Consider the following 25,061-nt stretch of genomic DNA (forward strand, 5'->3'; position numbering starts at 1 on the left):
GGGCTCCCCCACGTCCTGTTGCCCCGGCACCTGGATCCCGAGCAGATCCCCCGCCGCAACGCCTACTGGCCGCAAAACCAAACCACCCTCTTCTAGGAAAATGCCGCCCCGCAAGGCAGCCCCGTGCCCTCGATTCGGTGCCGCAGGCCACATCATGACGGGAAATTTTCCCACCCGCAGGTTGTGCGACATGCTGGATGCATGACCAAGCCAGCCCCACGTGAACTTGCCCAGCTGACCCCGCTCGCGCAGTTGAGGGCCGGACGGCTTCCGCTGCGCTTGGTCCAGCTCTTAGTGGGTCTCACCTTCTTTGGTGTGGCGATGGCCGGATTCGTCCGTTCCGGGCTCGGGCTGGCCCCGTGGGACGTGCTCCACTACGGCGTCACCCTGCACACCGGGCTCAGCCTGGGAACCGTGGTGATCATCTTCGGGTTCATCGTGCTGCTGCTCTGGATCCCCTTGCGGCAGATGCCGGGCCTGGGCACCATCGCCAATGTCATCTGGATTGGCATTGCTGCCGACATCGGGTTGGCGATCATTCCCGAGGCCCACGGCCTGCCCGCACAGCTGGCCATGTTCATCGGCGCACTGCTGGTGAACGGACTCGGCGGCGGGCTATACATCGGCAGCCAGCTTGGCCCGGGCCCGCGCGACGGATTGATGACGGGGCTGCATGCGCGCACCGGAATCAGCCTGCGCGTGGCGCGCACCGGCGTCGAGGTCTTTGTGCTGGCCATTGGCTGGCTGCTGGGCGGCATCGTCGGTTTCGGAACCGTCCTGTACGCCGTGGCCATCGGACCGGTCACCCAGCTTTTCCTGCGCTTCTGCATCATCGAGCTCCGCACGCAGGCGCCCGCCGCGGAAGTCCCCACGGCCTCCCCGTAGCACCGGAACCGCAGGCGGCCACCTCGGGGCCGCCTGGAAACCCGCGTTCATCCAGACGAAGGCCGGATTTCGCTGCATAATTGGGAATGTGTATGTCGTAACCCTGAAACAACGCGATCGACGCGCCGACGGCGACCTCGGCGATGAAATGCTGCGCACCCTGTCGCACGTCCCGACGCTTGCGCCGTTCCAGCGCTCCGGCCCCGCGGTGCTGGTCGGGGTCCCCGATCGAGCCGAGGACGCGGTTGACGCGGTGCTGAGGGCGCTGCGCAGCCACCACTGGCTGGTCGGCCTCGGCGTGGGCAGCCTGTACGAACCGGTGCCCCGCGAGGTGCAATACCTCCAGGGCGCCGCGCTGGGCTATGCGCACACGGCCTTGGAGCGCTCCGAACACACCGGGGAGCGGATACCGCTGTGTGTCGTGGGCCCCGATACAACCATCGCCGGCGAAGCCGAGGCGGTGCTGCGCCTGCTCGGGCAGATTGTCAGCACCCGCAGCGTGGCCGAATGGGCCGTGCTCGACCTGCTCACCCCTGGGGTTCGCGGTCAGCAAAAACATGTCGCCGCCGAACTGGGCATCAGCGCCCAAGCAGTTTCCAAGGCCGTGGTCCGCTCGGCATGGGTCGAGGAATGGGCTGCGCGGCCCGCGGCCGCCCGGTTGCTGCACTGGAGCGAATCCCCCGATGCCCCGGCCGGTCCCTAGTCCGCCAGGAATCCCCGGTTTCCTAGTCAACCAGTGGTTCTGACCGTAGTATCGGCGATATTGATGACCCGTACTCCGGGGACCGGTGACACGGCCCCGCATGATCGCAGGAGGAGCAAACGATGGTTCCGGAAATTAATTGGATCGCCGTAATTGTGGCCACGATTTCGACCATGGTGGTCGGCAGCATCTGGTATACCCCGAAGGTGTTCGGCAACTATTGGATGCGCGTGGCCAAGGTGACCCCTGGCAGCGGCAAGAGCGCGGTCGTCCCGATCCTGGTGACCCTCGTCGTCAGCTTCATCAGCGCATGGGTCCTGGCCGGCGCAACGTACCTGTCCTTTGACTTCTATGGCGGATCCTACCTCACCAATGCGTTGCTGACCGCACTGATCCTGTGGGGCGGGTTCACCGCGGCACGCTTCATCACCCACGATGCCTTCGAGGGCCGGCCCGTGGGGCTCACCGCGTTGAACTGCCTCCACGAGCTGGTGACATTCCTGGTGATGGGTGTGGTGATCGGGCTCTTCGCCATCTGAGATCGGCAGAGCCGGAAGGCAACGCTACTTCGTCGCGGACGGGGACGGCAGCGGGTCCTGCTCGAACTCGAGCCACCCGATCGTGTACTTCCCGCCGCGCTCGAACACGTCGAAGCGTTCCCCCTCCGGGTGGCTGGGCGTGCTCAGGGTCAGTTCGGACCACTGCCCCATGGTCGAATCCGGAACGGGTGTCACCGTGAAATCGGCCGCGACCCCCAGGTCCTTCAGCTGCGCCGACAGGCGATCGAATTGCTCCCCGACGGTGTCGGTCCCGCCCGTGGTGGTCACCCGGCAGACCTCGACCTGGTCCCCGGCCAGCGTCGAGGCCACCAGATGGTCCATGGCTTCCTCGATGCTCGGCTCCCCGGTGTTGCAGATGACGTCCGGGGAGGTGCACCCGGCCAGCAGTGCCGCGGCACCGAGCAGGGACAGGGCGAGGATTCCGGCGCGTTTCATGGGTTTAAGCATAGCCAGTCGAATCGTCCGGGGCGGTCGGCGCCGTTTGTGCCGCGCGACGGGCGGGCATCCCGAGCGCACGAGAAGCGCGCCGGGCCGCCGAACGCAATGCCCGGGACCCGCTCGGCAACAACACCGATTGGATAAAATATCTGCGGCTTCTTTCCCCAAAGAATTCCGCCTGCACCAAGGGGTCCTGGCGATTCGCGGTCGGCAACCTGGCATTTCCTGCAGGAGGCCGGCGCGTCCACTGCATTGGTGCCATCGGCGGGGCATCCGGGTCGTGTTCCGCCGGCTCCGGCAGCTGCGGTGCCGTTAACGCGGCGAATCGCCGCTCGCAGGCGGGGAAGACTCCCCGGTGTGGGCGACGATCCGTCGGTGCAGCTGTTGGCCGGGCGTGCTCAGGCGCGGAGAGCCTCGCCCAGGATCTCCTGCAGGACGGCGGCCAGCCCGTCGTCGTCCACATCCGCGGCAATCTCGTCTGCCACGGCCTTGACCTCGTCCGGGGCCTGGCCCATGGCCACGCCGCGGCCGGCCCAGGCGAGCATCTCGATGTCGTTGCGGCCATCGCCCACGGCAATGGTTGCCCCGATGTCGAACCCGTGCTTCTCGCGCAGCACCTCAAGGCCGCTGGCCTTGGTGACGCCCTCGGCGGCGATGTCCAGCCAGGCTGTCCACCCCACGGAGTAGGTGACACCGGACAGGCCCATGGTGCCGACTGCCTCGCCGAATTCCTCGGCGGTCGAGTCGGTGGAGAAGACCACCAGGCGCACCGCGGTGGCCGCGAGCATCTCATCGAGCGACACCGGGGTGGCGACAACGCCGAAGCTGGCATCCTGGAAGCGTTCGGTGGAAAGGAATCGCCCCGCATCGTCTTCCAGCGCGTACTTGGCGGTGGGCATCGCCTTGACCAGCGCGCGCAGGGCGGGGGCCGGGTCGAAGGTCTTGCGTTCGACGACCTCGTAGCCGTCCTCCAGGGACAAATCGATGCGGGCGGTCACCCCGCCGTTGCAGCACACCGCGTAGCCGCTTTCGATGCCGAGCATCTGGATGACCGGCAGGGTCGCCCCGAGCGAACGGCCGGTGGAAATAACGACCTCGTGGCCCGCCGCGACGATGGCGCGCGCCGCGTCCTTGACCGCTTGGCTCATTTTTCCGTCGTGGTTGACCAGGGTGCCGTCGACGTCAAGGCAGATCATGTAGGTTTCGGTTGCTTCTGACCGGTCTTCGATGCCGGTTCTTGTCATAACTGTCATTCATCCAGTGAAGCATCAAATTCCGGTTCCCGACATGAGCCAACCCACAATGTGTCCTGAACGATGGGTGAACCTCTCCCGAACCCGCGGTGTCTCCGGGGCGGGAACGCGCACCAAACGCCGAAGGGGGATGCGGCATCGGCCGCATCCCCCTTCGGGTTCCTCCGGCGCACGTGGCGCGGTTTCCTACAGGAGGGGAAGCACTTCCAGGCCACCCAGGTACGGGCGCAGCGCAACCGGCACGTTCACGGTGCCGTCGGCGTTCTGGTGGTGCTCCAGGATCGCGACGATCCAGCGGGTGGTCGCCAGGGTGCCGTTGAGCGTTGCCACCGAGCGGGTCTTGCCCGGCTTGCCATCGGCGCCGGTTTCGCGTTCGCGGATGTTCAGGCGGCGGGCCTGGAAGGTGGTGCAGTTGGAGGTGGAAGTCAGCTCGCGGTACGCGTCCTGGGTCGGGACCCAGGCCTCGCAGTCGAACTTGCGCGCCGCGCTCATGCCCAGGTCCCCGGCCGCGGTGTCGATGACGCGGTAGGGCAGCTCGACCTTGGCGAGCATTTCCTCTTCCAGGGCCAGGAGCTTGGCGTGTTCGGCCTCGGATTCCTCCGGGGAGCAGTAGACGAACATCTCGAGCTTGTTGAACTGGTGCACGCGGATGATGCCGCGGGTGTCCTTGCCCGCGGAACCGGCCTCGCGGCGGTAGCAGGAGGACCAGCCGGCGTAGCGGGTCGGTCCGGCCGACAGGTCAAGGATCTCGTTGGCGTGGTAACCGGCCAGGGCCACCTCGGAGGTGCCCACCAGGTACAGGTCGTCGCGCTCGAGCTTGTAGATCTCGTCATCGTGCTCGACGTCGAAACCGGTGCCCTGCATGGTCTCGGGGCGGACCAGGGTCGGGGTGATCATCGGGATGAAGTCTTTTTGCAGGGCCAGGTCCAGGGCCATGTTCATGAGCGCGATTTCCAGGCGTGCGCCGACGCCCTTGAGGAAGTAGAAGCGCGAGCCCGAAACCTTGGCGCCGCGTTCCATGTCGATCGCACCGAGCAATTCGCCGAGCTCGAGGTGGTCGCGCGGTTCGAAGCCCTCGGCGGCGAAATCACGCGGGGTGCCCACGTGCTTGACGACGGTGAAGTCGTCCTCGCCGCCGGATGGCACGCCATCCATGATCAGGTTGGGGATGGAGCGCTGCAGCGCGCTGTAGGCCGCGGCTGCCTCGTCGGAGGCCGCCTGGGCGGCCTTCACGTTCTGCGAGAGCTCCTTGACCTCGGCGAGCAGGGCTTGCTTTTCCTCGCCCTTGGCCGCTCCGACCCTCTTGCTGAAGGCATTCTGTTGGGCACGCAGCGCCTCAAAGGATGCAATCGACTCGCGGCGCGCCGAATCGGCGGCCAAAATCGCATCAATCAGGGACTCATCCGCCCCGCGGGCGCGCTGCGAAGCGCGGAAGGTATCTGGATTTTCACTGAGTAGTTTTACGTCGATCACGCCCTAAGCCTAGCAATGCCCGTTAGTCTGGGGAGACTATGCAACGCAATCGACTCTTTGCCCTGATCAGCGCCGGTGCCGCGGGCACGGCCGCAACGATTAGCTGGCTCTCCGTGCGCCGGCTTGTTGACCGCAACCGGCCGGCCTCCCTGGCGCCCGTCGTTGGTGTCGCCACCTCCGCGCGCAAGGTCGCGCTGGTGGTGAATCCTTCCAAGTCAGGCACCGATGAAGCAATTTCCGCCGTTCAGCACGTGTGTGCCGAGGCGGGCCTGGTGGAACCGTTGGTGCTGGAGTCCACCGTGGAGGATCCGGGCCAGGGGGCCGCACGCCAGGCGCTGGAGGCCGGATGCGATGTGGTCATCGCCGCGGGCGGGGACGGAACGGTCCGCGCCGTGGCGGAGGTCCTGCGGGACACCGAGGCAACCCTCGGGCTGATCCCGCTGGGCACCGGGAACCTGCTGGCCCGCAATGTCGAGGTGCCCCTCGAGGACGTCGGCACCGCCGCCTTCGGTGCCGTCCGCGGCCCGGTGCGCACCATCGACACCGGCTCTGTCACCCTGAACCACGTTGACGGGAGCAGCAGCGAACACGCGTTCCTGGTGATCGCCGGGATCGGCACGGATGCCGACGTCATGGACGACACCAACGAGGAGCTCAAGGCCAAAGTCGGCTGGCTGGCGTACTCGGAGGCCGGTTTCCGGCACCTGCCGGGCAAGCGCAAGAAGATCTCGATCGCGCTGGACGGCGGAAGTGAACAGACCCGTAGCGTGCGCTCGGTGCTCTTCGCCAACTGCGGGAAGCTGCAGGGCCTGGACCTGGTTCCGGAGGCCAAGATCGACGACGGCGTGCTGGACGTGGTGGTGCTCAGCCCGCGCAGCGCCGCCGGCTGGGGCTGGATCTTCCTCAAGACGGCCTTCAGGGCACGCGGAGCCATCCCGGTGATGGGCTTCTACCCCAGTGCCTCTTTGCAGTTGAGGTGCCACGAACCCATGAACACGCAGATCGACGGTGACGGCACCGGGCTCGTGAACGGATTGAGCGTTTCGGTGAAGCCCGCGTCGCTGAAGATCCGGCTGGCCTGACACCGCCGGAGATCTGGTCTCGCGGCGGTGCCCGGCCCGGTTCCCGCCGCTATTTTGCCAGGCGCGACTTGAGCCCGGAAACCCACTGCTGCGCCTTGGAGAACGCGTCGTCGGAGTTGTGCGCATCCACGGAAGAGGACAGGCCCTGGGCCGCCGGGTAGGACCCCAGGAAGCGCAGGTCGGGACAGACCCGGTGCAGGCCGGTCAGTGCGTCCGCCACGCGCTGCTGGGCCAGGTGCCCGTCGACGTCCACGGAGAAGAAGTACTTTCCCATTCCCTCGCCGGTGGGACGCGACTCGATGCGGCTGAGGTTCACCCCGCGCACCACGAACTGTTCCAGGATGTCCATCAGGGCGCCCGGGCGGTCCTCTGCCAGCGGCAGGATGACGGTGCTCTTGTCCACGCCGGTCGGTGCCGGGATCGGGCCCGGGCGGGCCACCAGCACGAAACGGGTGACGGCGCCGGCGTTGTCCTCGATGCCGGTGCGCAGGATCTTCAGCCCGCGTTCCTCGGCGACCAGCGGCGAGCAGATCGCCGCGTCGTGGGTGGTCTCGTCGTCCAGCAACCCCAGGGCGCCGGCGGCGGTCGAGGATGCCGGGACGAATTCCGCTTGCGGAATGTTTGATTCGGCCCAATTGCGGCATTGCGCCCAGGCGTGCCCGTGGGTGGACACGGAGCGGATCTGCTCGATGGAATCGATGTTCTGGCGCACGGCCAGCACAAAGGTGATGGTCACCAGGGCCTCGCGCATGATTTGCAGGGCCTCGCCGGTGGCGATGGCATCGAGCGTGGTGGTGACCCCGCCCTCGACCGAATTCTCGATCGGGACCATCGCCGCTTCGGCTTCCCCGGTACGGACCATCTCCAGGGCGGCATTCACGTTCGCTGCCGGGATGCGCTTGGAATCCCTCGCGTCGGGAACCTGCAGCAGGGCGGCCTCGGTGAAGGTCCCCGCGGGACCCAAATAGGTATAGATCATCGGACGTTGGGCTCCTGGCCGTTTTCGCTCTTGAGTGCCAACCCGGCTTCCAGCCAGGCCCCGGACCCGCCCGCGATGTTGAACGCGGTGTAGCCCAGCGAGACCAGCCACGCGGCGGCCTGCGCCGAGCGTCCGCCGGTGCGGCAAATGATGTAGGTGTCTTCGTCCGGGTCGAGTTCCTCGTAGCGGACCGGAAGCTCGCCCAGCGGAATGTGGATGGCCCCGGCGGCGTGCCCCTCGGACCATTCGTACTCTTCGCGAACATCCAGGATCAGTGCGCCGGCAGGCACCTGGTCTACCGAAACCGTTTCAAAATCACTCATGGCTCTCCTTTGGCTCGCCGGATTCCCTGTTGGCATCCAGCCTAGCGCCCGGGGGTGTTCGGCCACCGCCTCGGTGAAGCGGATGTTGCGCCCCCGGGCGGGACGTTTCACCGGGGCAAACGGGCACAACGGGACCGCAACACCGAACCCGTACTAGTCTCAAGTCAGGCCCAAGCCCGCTTCCCCCCCCACTGGCAATGCCCAGTGGCGGGCGCCACCGATGGCCACATGCTTGCAAAGGAGTCCATGATGACCGAGATATCCGAGCTGACAGCGCTGGAACTTCGCAATGCGCTGCGGCGCGGGGAAGTGGGGGCCCGCGAGGCCGCCGCGCACTTCCTGGAACGCATCGAGGCGCTCAACCCCGCCCTGGGATCCTTCGTCACCGTCACCGCCGAGCGGGCCCTGGACGCCGCAGCGCGGGCCGACTCCGCCCTTGCCGCCGGGCACGCCCCGGGCATGCTCCACGGCATGCCGCTGGCCTACAAGGACCTGCTCGATGTGGCCGGGGTGGCCACCGGCTACGGGACCGCGGTCTTTGAACCTGTCATCGCGCAGAAGGATTCCCCGCTGGTGGCGACGTTGTCGCGGGCCGGCGCAATCTCGCTGGGCAAGACCCAAGTGCCGGAGTTCGGGCTGAGTTGCCACTCGGAAAACGACGTGGCCCCGCCCGCCCGCAACCCGTTGGACCCGACCCGCTCCGCCGGGGGTTCCAGCGGCGGGGAGGCCGCGGCCGTGGCCGCCGGCATGCTGCCCTTCGGCCCCGGCAACGACGGCGGCGGCTCGGTGCGCATCCCGGCCTCGGCCTGCGGGCTGATCGGGCTCAAGCCCGGACTCGGAACCATCCCCAGCGACATCCTCGATGGCACCGTCGACACCTTCGGCGCACCGCGGCTCACGGTTTCCGGGCCGCTGGCGCGCACCGCGCTGGACGCGGCCCTGCTCATGGACGCGATGGTCGACCCCGAAAGGGACACCTATCTGGAGTCGCTGGGCGAGGGAGCCGTGGATGCGCTGCGCGGGCTGCGCGTCGGGGTCAGCACCGCCAGCCCCTTCTCCTCGGCGTATGCGATCAAGCTCTCATCCGACGCCCATGGGGCGCTGGATGCGGGCATCAAGTTCCTGCGCGCCCGGGGCCACCACCTCGAGGAGGCGGAAATCTTCTACGACGGCGCCTACCCCGAAACCTTTGCCACGGTGTGGACCAGCGGGCTCGCTGCCGCGCCGATCCCGCCGGGCAGCGAGGCGAAGCTGGGGACCCTGGCCCGGTCCTTCCGCGAACGCGCCACCGCGCGCGAGCACCGGGCCAGCGTGGAGGCCGCCGCCCGGCTGACGGAAATCGCCGCGGACTTCCGCACCCAGTGGGGCCGCTACGACGTGGTGCTCACCCCGGCGATGGCGTTCGCTCCCCCGGAAATCGGCTTCTACACCTCGCAGGACGCCGACACCGACTACATGCGCCAGTGCCAGTACACGCCCTACACCTCGATGGTGAATGTCTCCGGGCTTCCGGCCATCACCGTTCCGACGTTCACCACCGCCGCGGGGTTGTCGATGGGCGTGCAAATGATCGGTCGGGCGGGCTCCGAGGCCATGCTGCTGGCACTGGCAGCCCAACTGACCAGAATGTGAGATTGGTCTACAAAGTAGGCATGGCGCACGTCACGGGCGAAAAATTGAATGCATGTCTATATCCACCCCGCTGAAGGACCGATCCTCGACCGGATTCTTCGGCCACCCCAAAACGCTCTCGAACCTGTTCAGCATCGAGATGTGGGAACGCTTCTCCTTCTACGGGATGCAAGCGATCCTGGCGTACTACATGTACTTCTCCGTCGTCGACGGAGGCCTTGGCCTGTCCAAGGACCTCGCGCTCTCGCTGGTCGGTGCCTACGGCGGCGCCGTCTACCTGAGCACCATCCTCGGCGCCTGGCTCGCGGACCGCCTGCTCGGTTCCGAAAAGGTCCTGCTGTCCTCGGCGTTCATCATCATGGCCGGCCACATCGCCCTGGCCGCGCTGCCCGGTGCCTTGGGACTGGCCATCGGCCTGGTCCTGGTTGCCGTGGGCTCCGGCGGGCTCAAGGCCAACGCCACGGCCCTGGTCGGTTCCCTGTACTCCAGGGAAGACACCCGCCGCGATGCAGGATTCTCGATCTTCTACATGGGCGTGAACATCGGCGGCCTGCTCGGCCCGCTGCTCACCGGCTTCCTGCACCAGCGCTGGGGCTTCCACATCGGCTTCGCCGCCGCCGCCGTGGGCATGGCCGTTGGCGTGGGCATCTACATGATGGGCCGCAAGGACCTTCCGGCGGCCGTCCACGTGGTGGCCAATCCGCTGCCGGCCGGCGCGCGCAAGAAGTATGCGCTGTACCTGGTGGCCTTCATCGTCGTGGTCGTGGCGCTCTTCGCGCTGAAGATCGTCACCCCGGCAACGCTGGCCAACGCCATCGCGCTGGCCGTCATCGCGGCCTCCATCATCTACTTCACCCTGATGCTGCGCTCCAAGCGCGTCACCACCGTGGAGCGCAAGCACGTGCTGGCCTTCATCCCGCTGTACATCGCCTCGGCCGCGTTCTGGGCCCTGTTCCAGCAGCAGTTCACGTTCATCGCCGTGTACTCGGAGGAACGCCTGGACCGCAGCATCTTCGGCTGGGAAATGCCAGCCTCCTGGGTCCAGTCGATCAACCCGGTGTTCATCATCGTGCTCGCCGGCGTCTTCGCCACCCTGTGGACCAAGCTCGGCACCCGCCAGCCGGGCACCGTGGCGAAGTTCTCCGCCTCGCTGATGATCGTCGGCATCGCGTTCCTGGTCTTCATCCCGCTGGAATCGCTGGAGAAGACCCCGCTGCTGGCCCTGGTCGGGATCCTGCTGCTGTGCACCCTGGCCGAGCTGCTGCTGAGCCCCATCGGCCAGTCGGTGACCACGAAGCTGGCCCCGGCCGCCTTCGGCACGCAGATGATCGCGCTGTTCTTCCTCTCGGTGTCCCTGGGCACCACGCTGGCCGGAATCCTGGCCGGCTTCTACACCGAAGGCAACGAGATCACCTACTTCCTGGCCCTCGGCGGCACCGCGATCGTGCTGGGCATTGCCCTGCTGTTGTCCGCACCGGCCCTGAAGAAGCTGATGGGCGAGGTCCGCTAGGACCTTCCCGAGCACTTCCCGCAGGAAAACAGCGGCCGCACCCGGCATCCAAGCCCGGGTGCGGCCGCTGTTTTCACGTTTCCCCGAAGGGGTTCGCGCTACCAGGAACCCATCGAGGCGGAAAATACGGTGATGAGGAAGAGCGCCCCCAGCACGATGAACCCCAGCATCAGGTAACCGGTCACCAGCCCGGCAATGGCGATTCCACGCATGTGCGGTTCCCGCTTCAACGCCAGGTGGCCGCAGATGACCGCCGCAATCTGGGGAAGAACCAGCATCCCGCCGGTGAGCACCGCGATGATTCCCGTCACCAGTGACACGATCGCCAACGCGCCCGCCGGCTGCTGGACCGGCATCGGGTATCCGGGTTGGGGGTAGCCCCGTGTTGGGTACTGCTGCGGGTGGCCGGGCTGGGCGCCCGCCCGTTGGCCGGCGTGCTGCCCGGCGAATCCGTACCCGCGGCCGTTCGGGGCCCCGGCAACCGGTGGCGCGTCCAAGGGCATGTCCAGGTACGGGTTGCGCGGCGGTGCCGCGTGCGGGTTCTGCGACCAGCGCGGGTCGTTCGGATCGTCAAACGACGGCTCCGCCGCGGGCTCGTGCCTGCCGTCTTCGTCCTTGGCCATGGGTTCCTTCCCCCTCCAGCGACCCGCCCCGCACTGAATGGAGGTTCCTGCAGCCAGGCGCGGCTTCTGGCTCCCCAGCCTAGCGGCGATCACTGACCACGCCCACCCCCTGTTCGGGACCCGCACGAAGCCCGCTGGGGCCAGGCACCGCGGGCGCAGCCATCGAGCCCGGGGACGCCTCCGGTGATCATGTGGCCGACGACCAGCCCGAACACGGCAAGGGGGCGGGCATGCGGCTCGCGCCGCAAGGGCAGGTGCCCGCAGGCGATCGCCGCGACCCGGGCAATGGGCAATATGCCAAGGGGAGGAATCCAATCACGGCCGCCTCCAGGGAAACCACGGCAAGCTTCCGGCTCCGGCTGGCCTCCCGGACGGGGGTGACCGGGCAGCTGCCCGCCCCGCGACGGCCGGGCCCGGCTCCATGCCTCGTGCTGTCCCGGCCGGTTGCCCTGGCCGGCGAAACCGTACCCGCGGCCGTCCGGCCCCCCCGCCAACCGGTGGCGCATCCAACGGCATCTGCCCGCAGGGGTTGCGGGGAGGTGCCGCGTGCGGGTTCGGCGACCAGCGCGGATCCTTCGACGCGGCACCGGCCCGCCCCAAGCTTGGCGTTCGCGCCCGGCCACAGCGCGCTCACAACGGCTGCTCAGGATCCGGTGGGAGAGTTGGCACCATGGACAAGGAAACCCAGCCTCCAGCCGCAAAACCCCACCCCCGGCACCACGCGGTGCCACCGTACCTGCTGGTGTCGATGGCCGCCTGCGACGGGGCGTGGGAAGCCCCGGCGGCGATGCGCGACGTCATCGCGCTCCCGCCGGCCGAAGGCGACCGGGAGCTTCCGGGCGCACACGGCGAACCTGCGGGCCCGGGCCGCGAAACCCGCCGCCGCATCGCCACCCGCGCACGCCGGACGCTGCTGCTTGACCAGGCCCTGCTGCACGAGCGGGCCACCACGCACACCGACATCGCCCGCCTGCTGGACCCAGCCGGACGCCTGGTGCGGGTCATTTCCGACGCCCGGGGAGCCGAGACCACCCCCGGAACCGCCGCGCGCACCGAGGGCCACGATCCGGGGCAGGATCCGGACGCAAACCGTGCCCACGACGGACTGGGCGAGGTCTACGGGTTCCTCGCGGACATGTTCAAGCGCTCCAGCCTCGACGGCGCCGGGCTGGTGCTGCGCGGCACCGTGCACTACGGGCAGCACTACGACAACGCGTTCTGGGACGGCACCCAAATGGTCATGGGCGACGGGGACGGGGAGGTCTTCAACTCCTTCACCTCCTCGCTGTCGGTAATCGCGCACGAACTGGGGCACGGGCTGCTGCAATACACCACCAACCTGGACTACCGGGGCCAGTCCGGCGCGCTGAACGAGTCGATCGCCGATGTCTTCGGCGCCCTGGTGGAGCAGTTCGTGGCCGGCGACGACGCGGCGTCGGCCAGCTGGCTGATCGGCACCGGCCTGTTCACCGACGCCGTCCAGGGTGTGGCGCTGCGTTCCATGGCCGCCCCGGGCACCGCCTACGACGACCCGATCCTGGGCAAGGACCCGCAACCGGCAACCATGGCCGGCTACGTGGACACGGCCGAGGACAACGGCGGGGTGCACCTGAACTCCGGCATCCCCAACCACGCGTTCCACCTCTTCGCCACCGCGCTGGGCGGCTACGCCTGGGAAACCGCCGGATCGCTGTGGTTCAACGTGATTGCGACCCGTTCCCTGCCGCGGGACGCGGACTTCGGCACCTTCGCCGAACAGACCCTGCTCCAGGCCCGCCGCGACCACGGAGCCGGATCCTCCGTCGAGCGGGCCCTGGCCGAAGCCTGGGACGCCGTCGGGGTCGAACCCGTCGTCCGGGAGGCCGTCCATGGCTGAGAACCGCGACGAAGTGCTGGTCATCCGCGTGGCCCGCTCCGGCGGGGTCGCCGGGATTTCCCGCACCGGGATCCTGGAACTCCACGCGCAGGACCCCGGAAACGAAAAGGAGGACTCCTGGATCCGCATGGCCCGCGACGCCCTGGATGGGCTGCGGGCGCTGGAGCAGGCCAAGGCACCGTCCCCGGTGCGCGATGCGTTCACCTGGTCGCTGAGCATCGACGGGGAAGAACATTTGGTGCCCGACACCCTGCTCACCGGCCCGGCCCGGACCCTGGCCGAACACGTCATTGCGCTCCCGCGCCGCCCCTGATTCCCCGGCACCCAACGACCGGGCGGGGCACCGCGGGGCAATCAATGAGAAACTGGTGCCATGGCCCATCCTCGCGCCGGGACCCCGGCACTGCCCCAAGACCTGATCGACCTTTCAGCGGTGCGCGACGCGTACTTCGACATCCACCCGGATCCGTCCGACCCCGCCCAGCGCGTGGCCTTCGGCACCTCCGGACACCGCGGCACCTCGATGAACGGCTCCTTCAACGAGGACCACATCGCCGCCATCACCCAGGGAATCGTCGAATACCGGCGCGCCGCGGGCATCACCGGCCCGCTGTTTGTCGGCAAGGACACCCACGCGCTCTCGGACCCCGCACAGGACACGGTGCTGGAGGTGCTGGCCGGCAACGACGTGTCGATCCTGGCCGACGCCCGCACCGGCTGGACCCCCACCCCGGCCCTGAGCCACGCCATCCTGGCGCACAATGCCGATCCCTCCGCCCCGCGGGCCGACGGCATCATCATCACCCCCTCGCACAACCCGCCGGCCGACGGCGGGCTGAAGTACAATCCTCCGCACGGCGGACCGGCCGACACCGACGCCACCTCCTGGATCGCAAACCGCGCCAACGAGCTGCTGGAGGCCAAGCTGGACGGTGTCAGGCGCACCTCGCTGGGCGCCGCGCGCCTGGGCGGCAGGATCGGTTCCTTCGACTTCCTCGCCGCCTACGTCGACGACCTGCCCTCGGTGCTGGACCTCGACGCGATCCGCGCCTCGGGGCTGCGCATCGGCGCGGACCCGATGGGCGGTGCCGCGGTGGACTACTGGGGCGCGATCGCCGAGCGGCACAAGCTGGATTTGACCGTGGTGAACTCCGGGGTGGACCCGCGCTTTGCGTTCATGACGCTGGACACCGACGGGAAGATCCGCATGGATTGCTCCTCGGCCCACGCGATGGCCTCGCTGGTCGCCGCGCGCGATGCCTATGACGTGTCCACGGGCAACGACGCGGACGCCGACCGCCATGGCATCGTCACCCCGGATGCCGGGCTGATGAACCCCAACCACTTCCTGGCCGTGGCCATCGAATACCTCTACACCCACCGCACCGGCTGGTCCACGGACGCCGGGATCGGCAAGACCCTGGTGTCCTCCTCGATGATCGACAGGGTGGCCGCGAAGCTTGGGCGCACCCTGGTGGAGGTTCCGGTGGGCTTCAAGTGGTTCGTGCCTGGCCTGCTGGACGGCACCGGCGCCTTCGGCGGCGAGGAATCGGCCGGCGCCTCGTTCCTGCGCCGCGACGGGCGCACCTGGACCACCGACAAGGACGGGATCCTGCTGGCGCTGCTGGCCAGCGAGATCACCGCGGTCACCGGCTCCTCCCCGTCGAAGCACTATGCGGCGCTGGCCGCCGAGCACGGTGCCCCCAGCTATGCGCGCCTGGACGCCGTCGCGGACCGGGACCAGAAGGCCCGCCTGGCGAACCTGTCCGCCACCGACGTCACCGCCGATTCGCTGGCCGGGGAAAAGATCACCGCGCGGCTGACCACAGCGCCGGGCAACGGGGCAAGGATCGGCGGGCTGAAGGTCACCACCCAAAACGCCTGGTTCGCCGCGCGCCCCTCGGGCACCGAGGACAAGTACAAGATCTACGCCGAGTCGTTCCTGGGCGACGGGCACCTGGCCCGGGTGCAGGACGAGGCCAGGACCATCGTCGACACCGTCCTGGGCTGAGGCAGGCACTGCGGGGCGGGCGCGGCCACACCGCACCCGTCCCGGAACAGCCAACCACCTATGGGTATGCGATCGCGGGCATGTCTACATCATGCGTTTGATGATCTTTGACTTGGCCCAGGTGTACGGCGGGTAGACGGCCTTGAGCGTGTCCACCACCGTGGTCTTGCCCATCACCGCGCGCATCTGCGAGAGCCGCTCGAACCCATGCCGTCCGTGGTAGGCACCCATGCCGGAGGCTCCCACGCCCCCGAACGGAAGCGAGGGGACGGCCAGGTGCAGGCCCGGCGCGTTGTGCACGATGGCCCCGGCGCGCACCTGGTCCCCGAAGGACGACTGCAGCCGCGGGTTCTCGGAAAACAGGTAGGCGACCAGCGGGGTGGGCCGGGCGTTGATGAAGCGCACTGCGGCATCGAAGCTGTCCACCGCGATGACCGGCAGGATCGGACCGAAGATCTCCTCGCGCAGCAGGGCCGAGTCCGGGTGCACGTTGGTGATCACCGTCGGTTCGATCTGCAGCGTGTCCTCGTCGTACCCGCCTCCGACGACCACGTCCCCGTCGCCCAGCATGGACACCAGGCGCTGGAAGTGCGCCGTGTTCACGATCCGCCCGTAGTCGCGGCTGGCCAGCGGGTTCTTCCCGTAGAACGCCGTGATGGCCTTTGACAGCTGCTTTTGCAGGTTCCGCGCCGCGTCCCCCACCGCCAGCACGTAGTCCGGCGCCACGCAGGTCTGCCCGGCATTCATGAACTTCCCGAACGCCAGCCGGCGGGCGACCGCCGCCGAGGACCCGTCCATGACCACGGCCGGGGACTTGCCGCCGAGCTCCAGGGTCACCGGGGTCAGGTGCTCGGCCGCCGCGCGGGCCACAATCTTCCCCACGCGTTCCCCGCCGGTGTAGAAGATGTGGTCGAAGTGTTGTTCCAGCAGGACCTTGGAGGTCGACGCGCCGCCCTGGACCACGGCGCATGCCCGCCGGTCCATGAATTGCGGGACGAGCCGCCCGAGCAGCGCGCTGGTGGCCGGGGCCAGCTCCGAGGGCTTGAGCACCGTGACGTTTCCGGCGGCAATGGAGGCGACCAGCGGGGCGAGGATCAATTGCAGCGGGTAGTTCCAGGCGCCGATGACCAGCACCACGCCCAGTGGCTGCGGTTCGATCTTGGCTGCCGCCGGGTGCAGCGCGAGCGGGATCTTGACCGCCTTGGACTCCATCCATTCGGAGAGGTGCAGCTGCGCATGGTCGATCTCGGCGCGCACCATGTCGATCTCGGTCATCTTCGCCTCGACCCCGCTCTTGCCCAGGTCGTCGGCCAGCGCGTCGACGAAGTCCTGTTCGTGCGCCTCCAGCATCCGCTCCAGGGCCTTGAGCTGGGAGGCGCGGAAGCGCCGCGGGTGGGCCAGCCGGGTGGCGACCACGTCGTGCATCGAGGCGACGATCTCCACGATGTTTTCCGCTGATTCGGGCACCACCGGCGGGAGCTCGAGCTCGCTCAGCGCGCGCGACTCGCGCGGCGCGGTGGAAGGATGCGGATTTTCGGTGATGCCCATGACCTAGAGCGTATACGGCGTGCGCCTGGGCCGCGACAGGCCGCGACGCGCAGTTGACGCCCCGCCCGTGCGGTGGGATAGGCTCGCGCCTAGTGACACGGGGTGTCGGCGCGCCAGCGATCCGACTGAGACAAGACCCGTAGAACCTGATCTAGTTCGTACTAGCGGAGGGATGTTGCTCATGGGATCCATGGCGCCTTCAGTTGTCTTTTCACCCGGCGAGCTCGCCGATGCCCTGGGCGCGCTGCGCGCCTCCACCCCCCTGGTGCAGGTATTGACCAACACCGTGGTCACCAACTTCACCGCCAACGTGCTGCTGGCCGCCGGGGCCTCCCCCGCGATGGCCGACGTGCCCGGGGAGGCCGGCGGATTCGCGTCCGTGGCCTCCGCGGTGCTGGTGAACCTGGGCACCCCCAATTCCGAGCAGCGCGCCGCCATGGCCGAGGCAGTGGCCGCCGCCAACGCCGCGGAAACCGGCTGGGTGCTGGACCCGGTGGCCGTCGGGTCGCTGCGCGTGCGCACCGACTTCGCCCTGGGACTGCGCGACCTGACCCCGACGGTGATCCGCGGCAACGCCTCGGAGATCATGGTGCTCGCCGAGGCCGGGTCCGGCGGGCGCGGGGTGGAGGCCACCGACACCGTCGATTCCGCCGCCGCCGCGGCCCGCTCCCTGGCGCTGCGCAGCGGCGCCGTCGTGGCCGTCTCCGGGGAGGCGGACCTGGTGACCGACGGAACGCGCACCGTGCATGTGCATGGCGGAAGCAAGATGCTCACCCTGGTCACCGGCGGCGGGTGCGCACTGGGCGCGGTCTGCGCGGCATTCCTGCCGGTGGCCGGGGACCCGCTGCTGGCCACCGTCGCTGCCCACGCGTTCTACTCCGCCGCCGCCGAACGCGCCGCGGCGGCAAGTTCGGGGCCCGGAAGCTTCGCCGTGCATTTCCTTGACGCCCTGCACGCGCTGGCCCCGTCCGACCTCGCGGCCACGGCGGTGCTGTCCTGATGGCCTCCGGAATCTACCTGGTCCTCGACTCGAATTCCACCGCCGGACGCCCGCTGGAACACATTGTTGAAGCGGCGGTGGCCGGCGGGATCACCACGATCCAGCTGCGCTGCAAGGACATGCCCGCCGGGGAATTCGTTGACACCGTGGAAAGCTGCGCCAAGCACACCTCCGGGAGGGCCGCCCTGCTGGTCAACGACCGCATCGACGTGTACCTGGCCGCACGGGCGCGCGGCGCCGACGTGCAGGGCGTGCACATCGGCCAATCCGACATCCCCGCGGACCTGGTCCGCACGCTCATCGGGCCGCACGCCGTGCTCGGGCTTTCGGCCTCCACCGCCGACGAGATCGATACGGCCAACGAGCTCAACGCGTTTGCCCCGGGCACCGTCGACTACCTGGGCGTCGGCGCCGTGCATGCGACCCCGACGAAGAAGGACCACCCGGAGCCGCTGGGATACGGGGGCCTGGCGGCCGCCGCGGCCCGAAGCACCGCACCCGTGGTGGCCATCGGCGGGCTCGACACCACCGACGTGCCGGCCATTCGGTCCGCCGGGGCCGCATCGATGGCGGTGGTGCGGGCGATCTGCGCCGCCGACGACCCGCGCACCGCAACCGCCCACCTGATCAGCCTCTGGGAAGGGGAAACGCCATGAATACCATGAATTCCACGAAGAATATCCTGTCCATTGCCGGATCCGACCCCTCCGGGGGCGCCGGGATCCAGGCCGACCTGAAGTCCATCGCCGCCGGCGGCGGCTACGGGATGGCGGCGATCAGCGCGCTGACCGCCCAAAACACCCGCGGCGTGCGCGCCGTCCACGTGCCCCCGGCCGGATTCCTCACCGAGCAGCTGCGCGCGATCTCCGAGGACATCGCCATCGACGCGATCAAGATCGGGATGCTGGCCAACGCCCAGGTCATCGACGAGCTGGGAACCTGGCTGGCGCAGGTCCGCGGTGCCGCCGGCACGGCCGTGCCGGCGGTGGTCCTGGACCCGGTTATGGTGGCCACCAGCGGGGATTCACTGCTGGATGCGGCCGCCGATGCGGCGCTGCGCCGGCTCTTTGTCCATGCCGACGTGATCACCCCCAACATCCCCGAGCTCGCGGTGCTGGCCCGCGGTCCCGAAGCCACAGACTGGGATTCCGCGGTGTCCCAGGCACGCATGCTCGCGGCGGAATACGACGTGCTGGTGCTGGCCAAGGGCGGGCACCTGGCCACCCAGCGCTGCCGCGACGCACTCATCGACGCCGGCGGGGTGCTGCTGGAGGTCGAATCCGAGCGCCACGCCACCGGCAACACGCACGGCACCGGCTGCTCGCTCTCGGCCGCACTGGCCACGTATTACGCGCGCACCGGCAACTGGGGCACGGCGCTGCGCCGTGCCAAGGACTGGCTGTCCGATGCCATCTCCCGCGCGGACGAGCTGTCCGTCGGATCCGGGCACGGACCGGTCAATCACTTCGCCGCGCTCTGGGACGGGGTGCGCCCGGCACAGGCCGGGGACCCGCTGGCGCAGTGGTGGGAGCGGATCGCCCCGATCCGCGCGGGCATCGACGAACTGGGCTTCATCCGCGCCCTGAAGGACGGGTCGCTGGCCCGGGAGGACTTCGAGGACTACCTGGGCCAGGACGCCCTGTACCTGCGCACCTATGCGCGGGCCATGTCGCGGGCCGCGGAACTGGCCCCGGACACCGCCTCGCAGCGCTTCTGGGCGGCCAGCGCCAGCGGCTGCCTCGAGGAGGAGCTGAAGCTGCACCGCGGGCGGCTCGATGAGCGGGTCCCGGAGCCCTCGGCGACCACCACCGCGTACCTGAACCACCTGCTGGCCGCCGGGGACGACTATGCGGTGCTCGCCGCAGCGTTGCTGCCCTGCTTCTGGATCTACCAGGACACCGGCACCCGGTTGGCCGCGGCCAACCACGACCACCACCCGTACGCCGACTGGCTGGCCACCTATTCCTCCCCGGAGTTCGACGCCGCCACCGCCGCGGCCATCGACCTGGTGGCCGGTGTGCACGCGGGCGCCGATGCCCGCACGCGGGCGGCGATGTGGCGTGCATTCGAGGACTCCAGCGTCCACGAGCTGGCGTTCTTCGCGCAGACCGCCGCCGATGCCCCGAAGGCGGCAGCGGGATTCCGGCGCGCGTCCGGGCATCGCGTCCCGGACGCCGCTGGGCACGGCGAACCGGTCGCAGCCCGCTAGCCGCGCGGGGGGGCGGAACGTGCCCGGGGCGGCGGGCGGGTAAAATGCACGAGGGGGTTTTGCGCTGTGCACCACGCGCCCCCGCCGCCCGACTCCCGCCCCTTCCCGGAAGGCCCCACCCCATGAGCAACCGATTCGGCATCGGCTGGCGCCTGCACGGCGACGGCAAGTCCATCTCCCCCGGAACGGTGGTGGCCCCCGACGAGCGCCTCGCCTGGCCGCAGACCATCGGCGTCGGCGTCCAGCACGTCATGGCGATGTTCGGCGCCACGGTGCTGGTGCCGACCATCACCGGTTTCCCGGTCACCACCACGCTGCTGTTCACCGGCGTCGGTACCCTGCTGTTCCTGCTGCTCACCGCCGGACGGGTGCCCTCCTACCTGGGTTCCTCCTTTGCGTTCATCGCACCGGTCACCGGGGCCATGGCCACGCACGGGATGGGCGGTGCACTCGGCGGGATCGTGATGGCCGGCGCCTGCCTGTTCGTCGTGGGCCTGGTTGTGCAGAAGGCCGGAACCGGCTGGATCCACGCACTGATGCCGCCGGTGGTGATGGGCACCATCGTCGCGCTGATCGGGCTGAACCTGGCCACCACCACCACGGACAAGATCACGCAGGTGCCGCTGACCACCTTCGCCACGGTGCTGGCCATCGTCATCACCACGGTGCTCTTCCGCGGCATGCTCGGGCGCCTGTCGATCCTGCTGGGCATCATCGTCGGCTACCTCGCCGCCTGGGCGCAGGGCCAGGTCGATTTCTCGGCCATCGGGCAGGCCGCCTGGTTCGGCCTGCCCGACTTCGCCGCACCCACCTTCCACATCGAAACCCTGACGCTGTTCCTGCCGGTGGTGTTCGTGCTGATCGCCGAGAACGTGGGACACGTGAAGACCGTGGCGCTGATGACCGGGCGCGAGCTTGACGACGTGAACGGCCGGGCACTGATGGCCGACGGCACCGCCACCATGATCGCCGGGTTCGGCGGCGGCTCGGGCACCACCACCTACGCGGAGAACATCGGGGTCATGGCCTCCTCGCGCGTCTACTCCACGGCCGCGTACTGGATCGCGGGCACCGTGGCCATCGCGCTGGCGTTCTTCCCGAAGTTCGGCGTGCTGATCAACACCATCCCGGCCGGCGTCGCGGGAGGTGCGGGCATCGTGCTCTACGGGATGATCGCGATCGTCGGCGCCCGCCTGTGGGTGCAGAACAAGGTCGATTTCTCCAACCCGATCAACCTGATGACCGCCGGCACCGGGCTGATCATCGCCATCGCGCTCTTCGGGGACAACGTCCTGTCGATCGGCACCATGGACTTCGGCGGCATCGCCCTGGGCACCGCAGCCACGCTGGTGGTCTTCCACCTGATGCGTTTCATCGCCAAGGTGCGCGGCACCGAGCCGACGGACGTCGAGGCCATCGGCGGGGCCACCCACTCCAAGCTCGGCTAGCGGGCGGCAACCCGCGCCGGCACGTACCGGGCGGGACCCCCTCACGGGGGTCCCGCCCGGTTTTTCGTGCCGCGGCTGCGCCGGCAAGCTACCCGATGATGGTGATCGGCGGCTCGTTGGCCAGCTCCTCCTCCTGGGTCAGCTTCTTGATGCTGGAGGTCAGCGGGGACCCGTCGTCGCGCTGCAGTGCGAAGACCGCCTCGATGGACGGTTCGCCCTCGAGCACCGGGCCCTGCCCGTGCAGCTCGATGGTCACCACCGGGTGGGCCGGGGACACCGCATGCGCCGCGCCGCGCACCGAGAAGTGCACCTCGTCGTCCCCGGCCCGCAGCGAGGCGGTCAACGCGTCCGCGGTGAGGTGGAAGTGCACCGAGGAGTCGTTGCGGCGCAGGTTGAACTCCAGGCCCTCCCAGTCCTCGGGCAGCCGCGGGTCAAAGAGCCAGGCGCCGGTGTCGTCGCGCAGCCCGGCAAAGCCGTAGACCAGTGCCGCCCACACCCCGCCGGTGGAGGCCACGTGCACCCCGTCGGCGGTATTGCCGTGCAGGTTCAGCAGATCCACGTTCAGGGCGTGCTCGAAGTAGTCGTAGGCCAGGTCCCGGTAGCCGACCTCCGCGGCGAGGATCGCCTGCACGGTGGCCGAGAGCGTGGAGTCCCCGGTGGTCAGCGGGTCGTAGTAGTCGAAGTCGGCGCGTTTCTGCTGCGCGGTGAAGTCCGAGGAGCGCAGCCACAGCGCCAGCACCGTGTCGGCCTGCTTGAGCACCTGGAAGCGGTAGATCACCAGCGGGTGGAAGTGCAGCAGCAGCGGGCGGTACTCCGCGCCGGTGCCCGGCACGTCCCACACCTCGCGGTTCAGGAACCCGGCGTCCTGCGGGTGGATGCCGACGGTCTCGGAGAACGGGATGAACATCGCCAATGCGGCGTCGGACCAGTCGCGCACCTCGGCCTTGGAGATGCCCAGCTCCTCGACAATCCGCGCGTGGTCCTCGGGGAAGTCGCGTTTAAGGCGGTCCATCAGCTCGACCGCGTAGCTCAGGTTGAAGCGCGCCATCACATTGGTGAAGGTGTTGTCGTTGACCACCGCGGTGTACTCGTCCGGGCCGGTCACCCCGTGGATGTGGAAGCTGCGGCCGGTCGTGGTCTCACGCCAGAAGCCCAGCGAGTTCCACAGCCGGGCGGTTTCCACCACGATTTCCGCCCCGCCGCCGAGCAGCAGCCCGGTGTCCCTGCTGGCCTGCACATAACGTGCCAGGGCATAGACCACATCCGCGTTGATGTGGTACTGCGCGGTCCCGGCCGGGTAGTAGGCACTGGCCTCCTCGCCGTTGATGGTGCGCCACGGGAAGAGGATGCCGTGCTCGTTCAGCGTCGCGGCGCGGCGCCGGGCGGCCGGGATCTGGCTGACGCGCGCACGCAGCGCATTGCGCGCCCATTGCGGGTTGGTGTACGTGAGGAACGGCAGCACATAGATCTCGGTGTCCCAGAAGTAGTGCCCGGAGTACCCGTTTCCGGAGACCCCCTTGGCGGAGATCCCCAATCCGTCCGAGCGTGCCGAGGCCTGCGCAACGGCGAAGAGGTTCCAGCGGATGGCGCGCTGCAGCAGCGGGTGGGCATGGACCACCACGTCGGAGTGCCCCCAGAACTCGGTGAGGAACTCGCGCTGCGCCCAGAACAGCTCGTCGGCCCCGCGCGGGACCAGGTGGCTCAGGGCGCGCACGCAGCGGCTGGTCACCTCCGCGGTGTCGTGGCGCCGCGAGGCGTGGAAGGAGGCGAACTTGTCGATGTGCAGCGCCTCGTCCTTCTCCAGGTAGACGGAGACGGTGTGCTCGACGCGCTCGGGGGTGACGCTGGAGGTCTCGGTGAAATCCGTTGTCGCCCCGGCGACGCGGGTCACGTGCGAGATCGCTGCGGCCACCGACATCTGCGAACCGCGCACGTAGTAGCTCAGTGCGCAGATCCCGTCCTTTTCGTGCGTGCCGCCCGAGATCAGCGATTCCTCACCGCTGCGCTCGGACTTGCGCGGGTCGAAGGGCACCTCCCCTGCGTCGGACTCCGCCGGGGTCGGCACCGGGCGGGCGTCGGACTGCCCGATCAGCGCCGACTGCACGAAGACGTGGGCGGGGGCGTCGAGCAGCCGCACGGTGACGCGGAACAGCGCCAGGTGGCGTTCGGAGAAGGAGACCATCGACCGGGTGCGCACCATCACCCGGTGGCCCTCGGCGGTGCGCCAGAGGGTGTCGGAGATCAGCGTGCCGTCCTTGAAGTCCAGCCGCAGCTCGTCCTTGAGGATCTCGGTGCGCCCGATCTCCAGGGCCTCGTCGTTGATGTAGACCCGCACGGTGCGCGCATCGGGGGCCGCAACCATGGTCTGCCCGGCCTCGGCGAGCCCGAACGCGGATTCGGCGTGGCGGATCTTCCAGGTCTCGTGCAACCCGTTGATGAACATCCCCTCGGTGCTTTCCCCGATGCCCAGCGAATCCCCGCGCATACCCAAAAACCCGTTTCCCAGGGAGAAGATCGTCTGCTCCACGCCCGGGTCGATGGGACGGGGATGCTCGCGGGTGTAGGACCAGGTGTCCTGCTCCCAGTCGTCGCGGGCCTGCTGGTTGACCAGTTCGTCCAGGTCGTCGAGCACCAGGTCGGCCCCGGCGTCGCGCAGGTCCCGGTGCGGCTGGTCCCTGCCCACTCCGATCACCATCCCGAAGCCGCCTGCCGCGGCCGCCTGGACCCCGGAGATCGCGTCCTCGATGACCACGCACTCGTTGGGCGACCAGCCCAGGTCGCTGGCCGCGGCCAGGAAGGTGTCCGGGGCCGGCTTGCCGGCCAGGTTGCGCGCGGCGGCCTGCAGTCCCCCGATGACCACGGAAAAGTCGTCGCGCAGCCCCGCGGCCTCCAGCACCTCCTCGGCGTTGCGCGAGGAGGAAACCACGGCGACCTCGAGCCCCGCGGCCTGGATATGGCGCAGGTAGTCCAGCGACCCGGGGTACGGCTCGATGCCCGTCGAATGCAGGATCGCGCGGAACACCGTGTTTTTGCGGTTCCCCAGTGCGCAGATGCTCGTGCTGCCCGGCGCGTCGGTGTCGTGGCCCCAGGGAAGCTCGATCCCGCGATCCGCCAGCACCGCGGCGACCCCCTCGTAACGCGGGCGCCCGTCGACCAGCGCGAAGTAGTCGTCCTCGGTGTAGGGGCGGGTCACGCCGGCCTCGGCGAAAAAGCCGTTGAAAAGCTGCGCCCAGGCATCGCGATGGACCTCGGCGGTAGGGGTCAGCACCCCGTCCAGGTCAAAGAGCACGGCCTTGAAGTCACGGCGACGGTAAGGGGCGCCGGTGGCGAGGGCTTCACGCATGGTGTTGGATTCCCATCTCTCTGGCGGCGGCTTCGGCACCGCGTAGGGTTCCGGCGCAAGCATGCGCCGCATTGCTTCCGTTCCGGCAGGCCCGGCTTACTCCAGCCTAGCCACCGGTTCCCCCGCCCGTGAAGCGCCCCGGGGGTCCCGGCCGTGTCGCCCGCG

Annotated in this window: 21 protein-coding genes and 1 riboswitch; of the genes, 13 read left to right on the forward strand and 8 right to left on the reverse strand. The window is 68.9% G+C overall.

Annotation, left to right across the window (positions count from 1 at the left end; all coding sequences use genetic code 11):
- The first annotated feature begins 201 nt into the window (after window positions 1-201).
- The 3 genes from yczE (at window position 202) to J2T21_RS14385 (ending at window position 2,127) form a co-directional block, all read left to right on the forward strand.
- The gene (yczE, locus tag J2T21_RS14375; protein ID WP_307582139.1) at window positions 202-885 is read left to right on the forward strand and encodes a membrane protein YczE; all 684 of its coding nucleotides are present in this window, start codon (window positions 202-204) and stop codon (window positions 883-885) included.
- 88 nt (window positions 886-973) lie between these two features.
- On the forward strand, window positions 974-1,588 hold the full coding sequence (locus J2T21_RS14380) for a hypothetical protein (RefSeq protein ID WP_307582142.1): 615 nt from the start codon (window positions 974-976) through the stop codon (window positions 1,586-1,588).
- A 122-nt stretch (window positions 1,589-1,710) separates the two neighbouring features.
- The gene (locus J2T21_RS14385; RefSeq protein WP_071216261.1) at window positions 1,711-2,127 is read left to right on the forward strand and encodes a DUF1761 domain-containing protein; all 417 of its coding nucleotides are present in this window, start codon (window positions 1,711-1,713) and stop codon (window positions 2,125-2,127) included.
- Window positions 2,128-2,151: 24 nt separating this feature from the next.
- On the opposite strand, the gene J2T21_RS14390 is transcribed toward J2T21_RS14385, so the two are convergent.
- The 3 genes from J2T21_RS14390 to serS form a co-directional block, all read right to left on the reverse strand.
- Window positions 2,152-2,583, reverse strand: a complete 432-nt coding sequence (locus J2T21_RS14390) for a hypothetical protein (RefSeq protein WP_307582144.1) — start codon at window positions 2,581-2,583, stop codon at window positions 2,152-2,154.
- A gap of 401 nt (window positions 2,584-2,984) precedes the next feature.
- Window positions 2,985-3,839, reverse strand: a complete 855-nt coding sequence (locus tag J2T21_RS14395; protein WP_307582146.1) for an HAD family hydrolase — start codon at window positions 3,837-3,839, stop codon at window positions 2,985-2,987.
- Between the two features lie 186 nt (window positions 3,840-4,025).
- Window positions 4,026-5,312 carry a serine--tRNA ligase gene (gene serS / locus J2T21_RS14400; protein ID WP_307582147.1) on the reverse strand — a complete coding sequence of 429 codons (1,287 nt, stop codon included), beginning with the start codon at window positions 5,310-5,312 and terminating at the stop codon, window positions 4,026-4,028.
- Between the two features lie 38 nt (window positions 5,313-5,350).
- On the opposite strand from serS, the gene J2T21_RS14405 reads away from it, so the two are divergent.
- Window positions 5,351-6,394 carry a diacylglycerol/lipid kinase family protein gene (locus tag J2T21_RS14405; protein ID WP_307582149.1) on the forward strand — a complete coding sequence of 348 codons (1,044 nt, stop codon included), beginning with the start codon at window positions 5,351-5,353 and terminating at the stop codon, window positions 6,392-6,394.
- A gap of 49 nt (window positions 6,395-6,443) precedes the next feature.
- Here the strand turns inward: J2T21_RS14405 and pheA are convergent, their stop codons facing one another.
- Both pheA and J2T21_RS14415 read right to left on the reverse strand, forming a co-directional pair.
- Window positions 6,444-7,373, reverse strand: a complete 930-nt coding sequence (gene pheA, locus J2T21_RS14410; RefSeq protein WP_307582150.1) for a prephenate dehydratase — start codon at window positions 7,371-7,373, stop codon at window positions 6,444-6,446.
- The gene (locus tag J2T21_RS14415) at window positions 7,370-7,696 is read right to left on the reverse strand and encodes a rhodanese-like domain-containing protein (RefSeq protein ID WP_307582151.1); all 327 of its coding nucleotides are present in this window, start codon (window positions 7,694-7,696) and stop codon (window positions 7,370-7,372) included. Before J2T21_RS14415 ends, pheA begins: the two co-directional genes overlap by 4 nt.
- Before the next feature lie 249 nt (window positions 7,697-7,945).
- Between J2T21_RS14415 and J2T21_RS14420 the strand changes: the two genes are divergently transcribed.
- Together J2T21_RS14420 and J2T21_RS14425 are read left to right on the forward strand one after the other, a co-directional pair.
- The gene (locus J2T21_RS14420; protein ID WP_307582152.1) at window positions 7,946-9,328 is read left to right on the forward strand and encodes an amidase; all 1,383 of its coding nucleotides are present in this window, start codon (window positions 7,946-7,948) and stop codon (window positions 9,326-9,328) included.
- A 52-nt stretch (window positions 9,329-9,380) separates the two neighbouring features.
- Entirely contained in the window at window positions 9,381-10,838 is a 1,458-nt protein-coding gene (locus tag J2T21_RS14425; RefSeq protein WP_307582153.1) for a peptide MFS transporter, read from the forward strand.
- A 98-nt stretch (window positions 10,839-10,936) separates the two neighbouring features.
- On the opposite strand, the gene J2T21_RS14430 is transcribed toward J2T21_RS14425, so the two are convergent.
- A complete protein-coding gene (locus J2T21_RS14430) occupies window positions 10,937-11,461 on the reverse strand; it encodes a DUF4190 domain-containing protein (RefSeq protein ID WP_307582155.1) in 525 nt (174 codons plus the stop codon).
- Window positions 11,462-12,131: 670 nt separating this feature from the next.
- Between J2T21_RS14430 and J2T21_RS14435 the strand changes: the two genes are divergently transcribed.
- The 3 genes from J2T21_RS14435 to pgm are packed head-to-tail and all read left to right on the forward strand — an operon-like array spanning window position 12,132 to window position 15,348.
- A complete protein-coding gene (locus J2T21_RS14435; RefSeq protein ID WP_307582158.1) occupies window positions 12,132-13,337 on the forward strand; it encodes a M4 family metallopeptidase in 1,206 nt (401 codons plus the stop codon).
- Window positions 13,330-13,650 carry a protealysin inhibitor emfourin gene (locus tag J2T21_RS14440; RefSeq protein ID WP_307582160.1) on the forward strand — a complete coding sequence of 107 codons (321 nt, stop codon included), beginning with the start codon at window positions 13,330-13,332 and terminating at the stop codon, window positions 13,648-13,650. Before J2T21_RS14435 ends, J2T21_RS14440 begins: the two co-directional genes overlap by 8 nt.
- Window positions 13,651-13,710: 60 nt before the next feature.
- Complete coding sequence (gene pgm, locus J2T21_RS14445) at window positions 13,711-15,348, forward strand: phosphoglucomutase (alpha-D-glucose-1,6-bisphosphate-dependent) (RefSeq protein ID WP_307582162.1); 1,638 nt, start codon at window positions 13,711-13,713, stop codon at window positions 15,346-15,348.
- An 84-nt stretch (window positions 15,349-15,432) separates the two neighbouring features.
- Here the strand turns inward: pgm and J2T21_RS14450 are convergent, their stop codons facing one another.
- Window positions 15,433-16,896 carry an aldehyde dehydrogenase family protein gene (locus J2T21_RS14450; protein WP_307582164.1) on the reverse strand — a complete coding sequence of 488 codons (1,464 nt, stop codon included), beginning with the start codon at window positions 16,894-16,896 and terminating at the stop codon, window positions 15,433-15,435.
- 88 nt (window positions 16,897-16,984) lie between these two features.
- Window positions 16,985-17,086, forward strand: a riboswitch (TPP riboswitch).
- Between J2T21_RS14450 and thiM the strand changes: the two genes are divergently transcribed.
- From thiM to J2T21_RS14470, 4 genes are all read left to right on the forward strand, one after another.
- Window positions 17,078-17,896 carry a hydroxyethylthiazole kinase gene (gene thiM / locus J2T21_RS14455; protein WP_307582166.1) on the forward strand — a complete coding sequence of 273 codons (819 nt, stop codon included), beginning with the start codon at window positions 17,078-17,080 and terminating at the stop codon, window positions 17,894-17,896. (Overlaps the previous riboswitch by 9 nt.)
- Window positions 17,896-18,552: a thiamine phosphate synthase gene (gene thiE / locus J2T21_RS14460; RefSeq protein WP_307582167.1), complete on the forward strand. Its 657-nt coding sequence runs from the start codon at window positions 17,896-17,898 to the stop codon at window positions 18,550-18,552. The genes thiM and thiE overlap by 1 nt, the downstream gene beginning before the upstream one ends.
- A complete protein-coding gene (locus J2T21_RS14465; protein ID WP_307582169.1) occupies window positions 18,549-20,105 on the forward strand; it encodes a bifunctional hydroxymethylpyrimidine kinase/phosphomethylpyrimidine kinase in 1,557 nt (518 codons plus the stop codon). The genes thiE and J2T21_RS14465 overlap by 4 nt, the downstream gene beginning before the upstream one ends.
- Window positions 20,106-20,227: 122 nt before the next feature.
- Window positions 20,228-21,553, forward strand: coding sequence for a uracil-xanthine permease family protein (locus J2T21_RS14470; protein WP_307582170.1), 1,326 nt, complete (start codon window positions 20,228-20,230; stop codon window positions 21,551-21,553).
- 88 nt (window positions 21,554-21,641) lie between these two features.
- Here the strand turns inward: J2T21_RS14470 and J2T21_RS14475 are convergent, their stop codons facing one another.
- Window positions 21,642-24,896 carry an HAD-IA family hydrolase gene (locus tag J2T21_RS14475; protein ID WP_307582171.1) on the reverse strand — a complete coding sequence of 1,085 codons (3,255 nt, stop codon included), beginning with the start codon at window positions 24,894-24,896 and terminating at the stop codon, window positions 21,642-21,644.
- Window positions 24,897-25,061 lie beyond the last annotated feature (165 nt).

The sequence above is a fragment of the Paeniglutamicibacter psychrophenolicus genome (assembly GCF_030812255.1).
Classification (GTDB): domain Bacteria; phylum Actinomycetota; class Actinomycetes; order Actinomycetales; family Micrococcaceae; genus Paeniglutamicibacter; species Paeniglutamicibacter psychrophenolicus_A.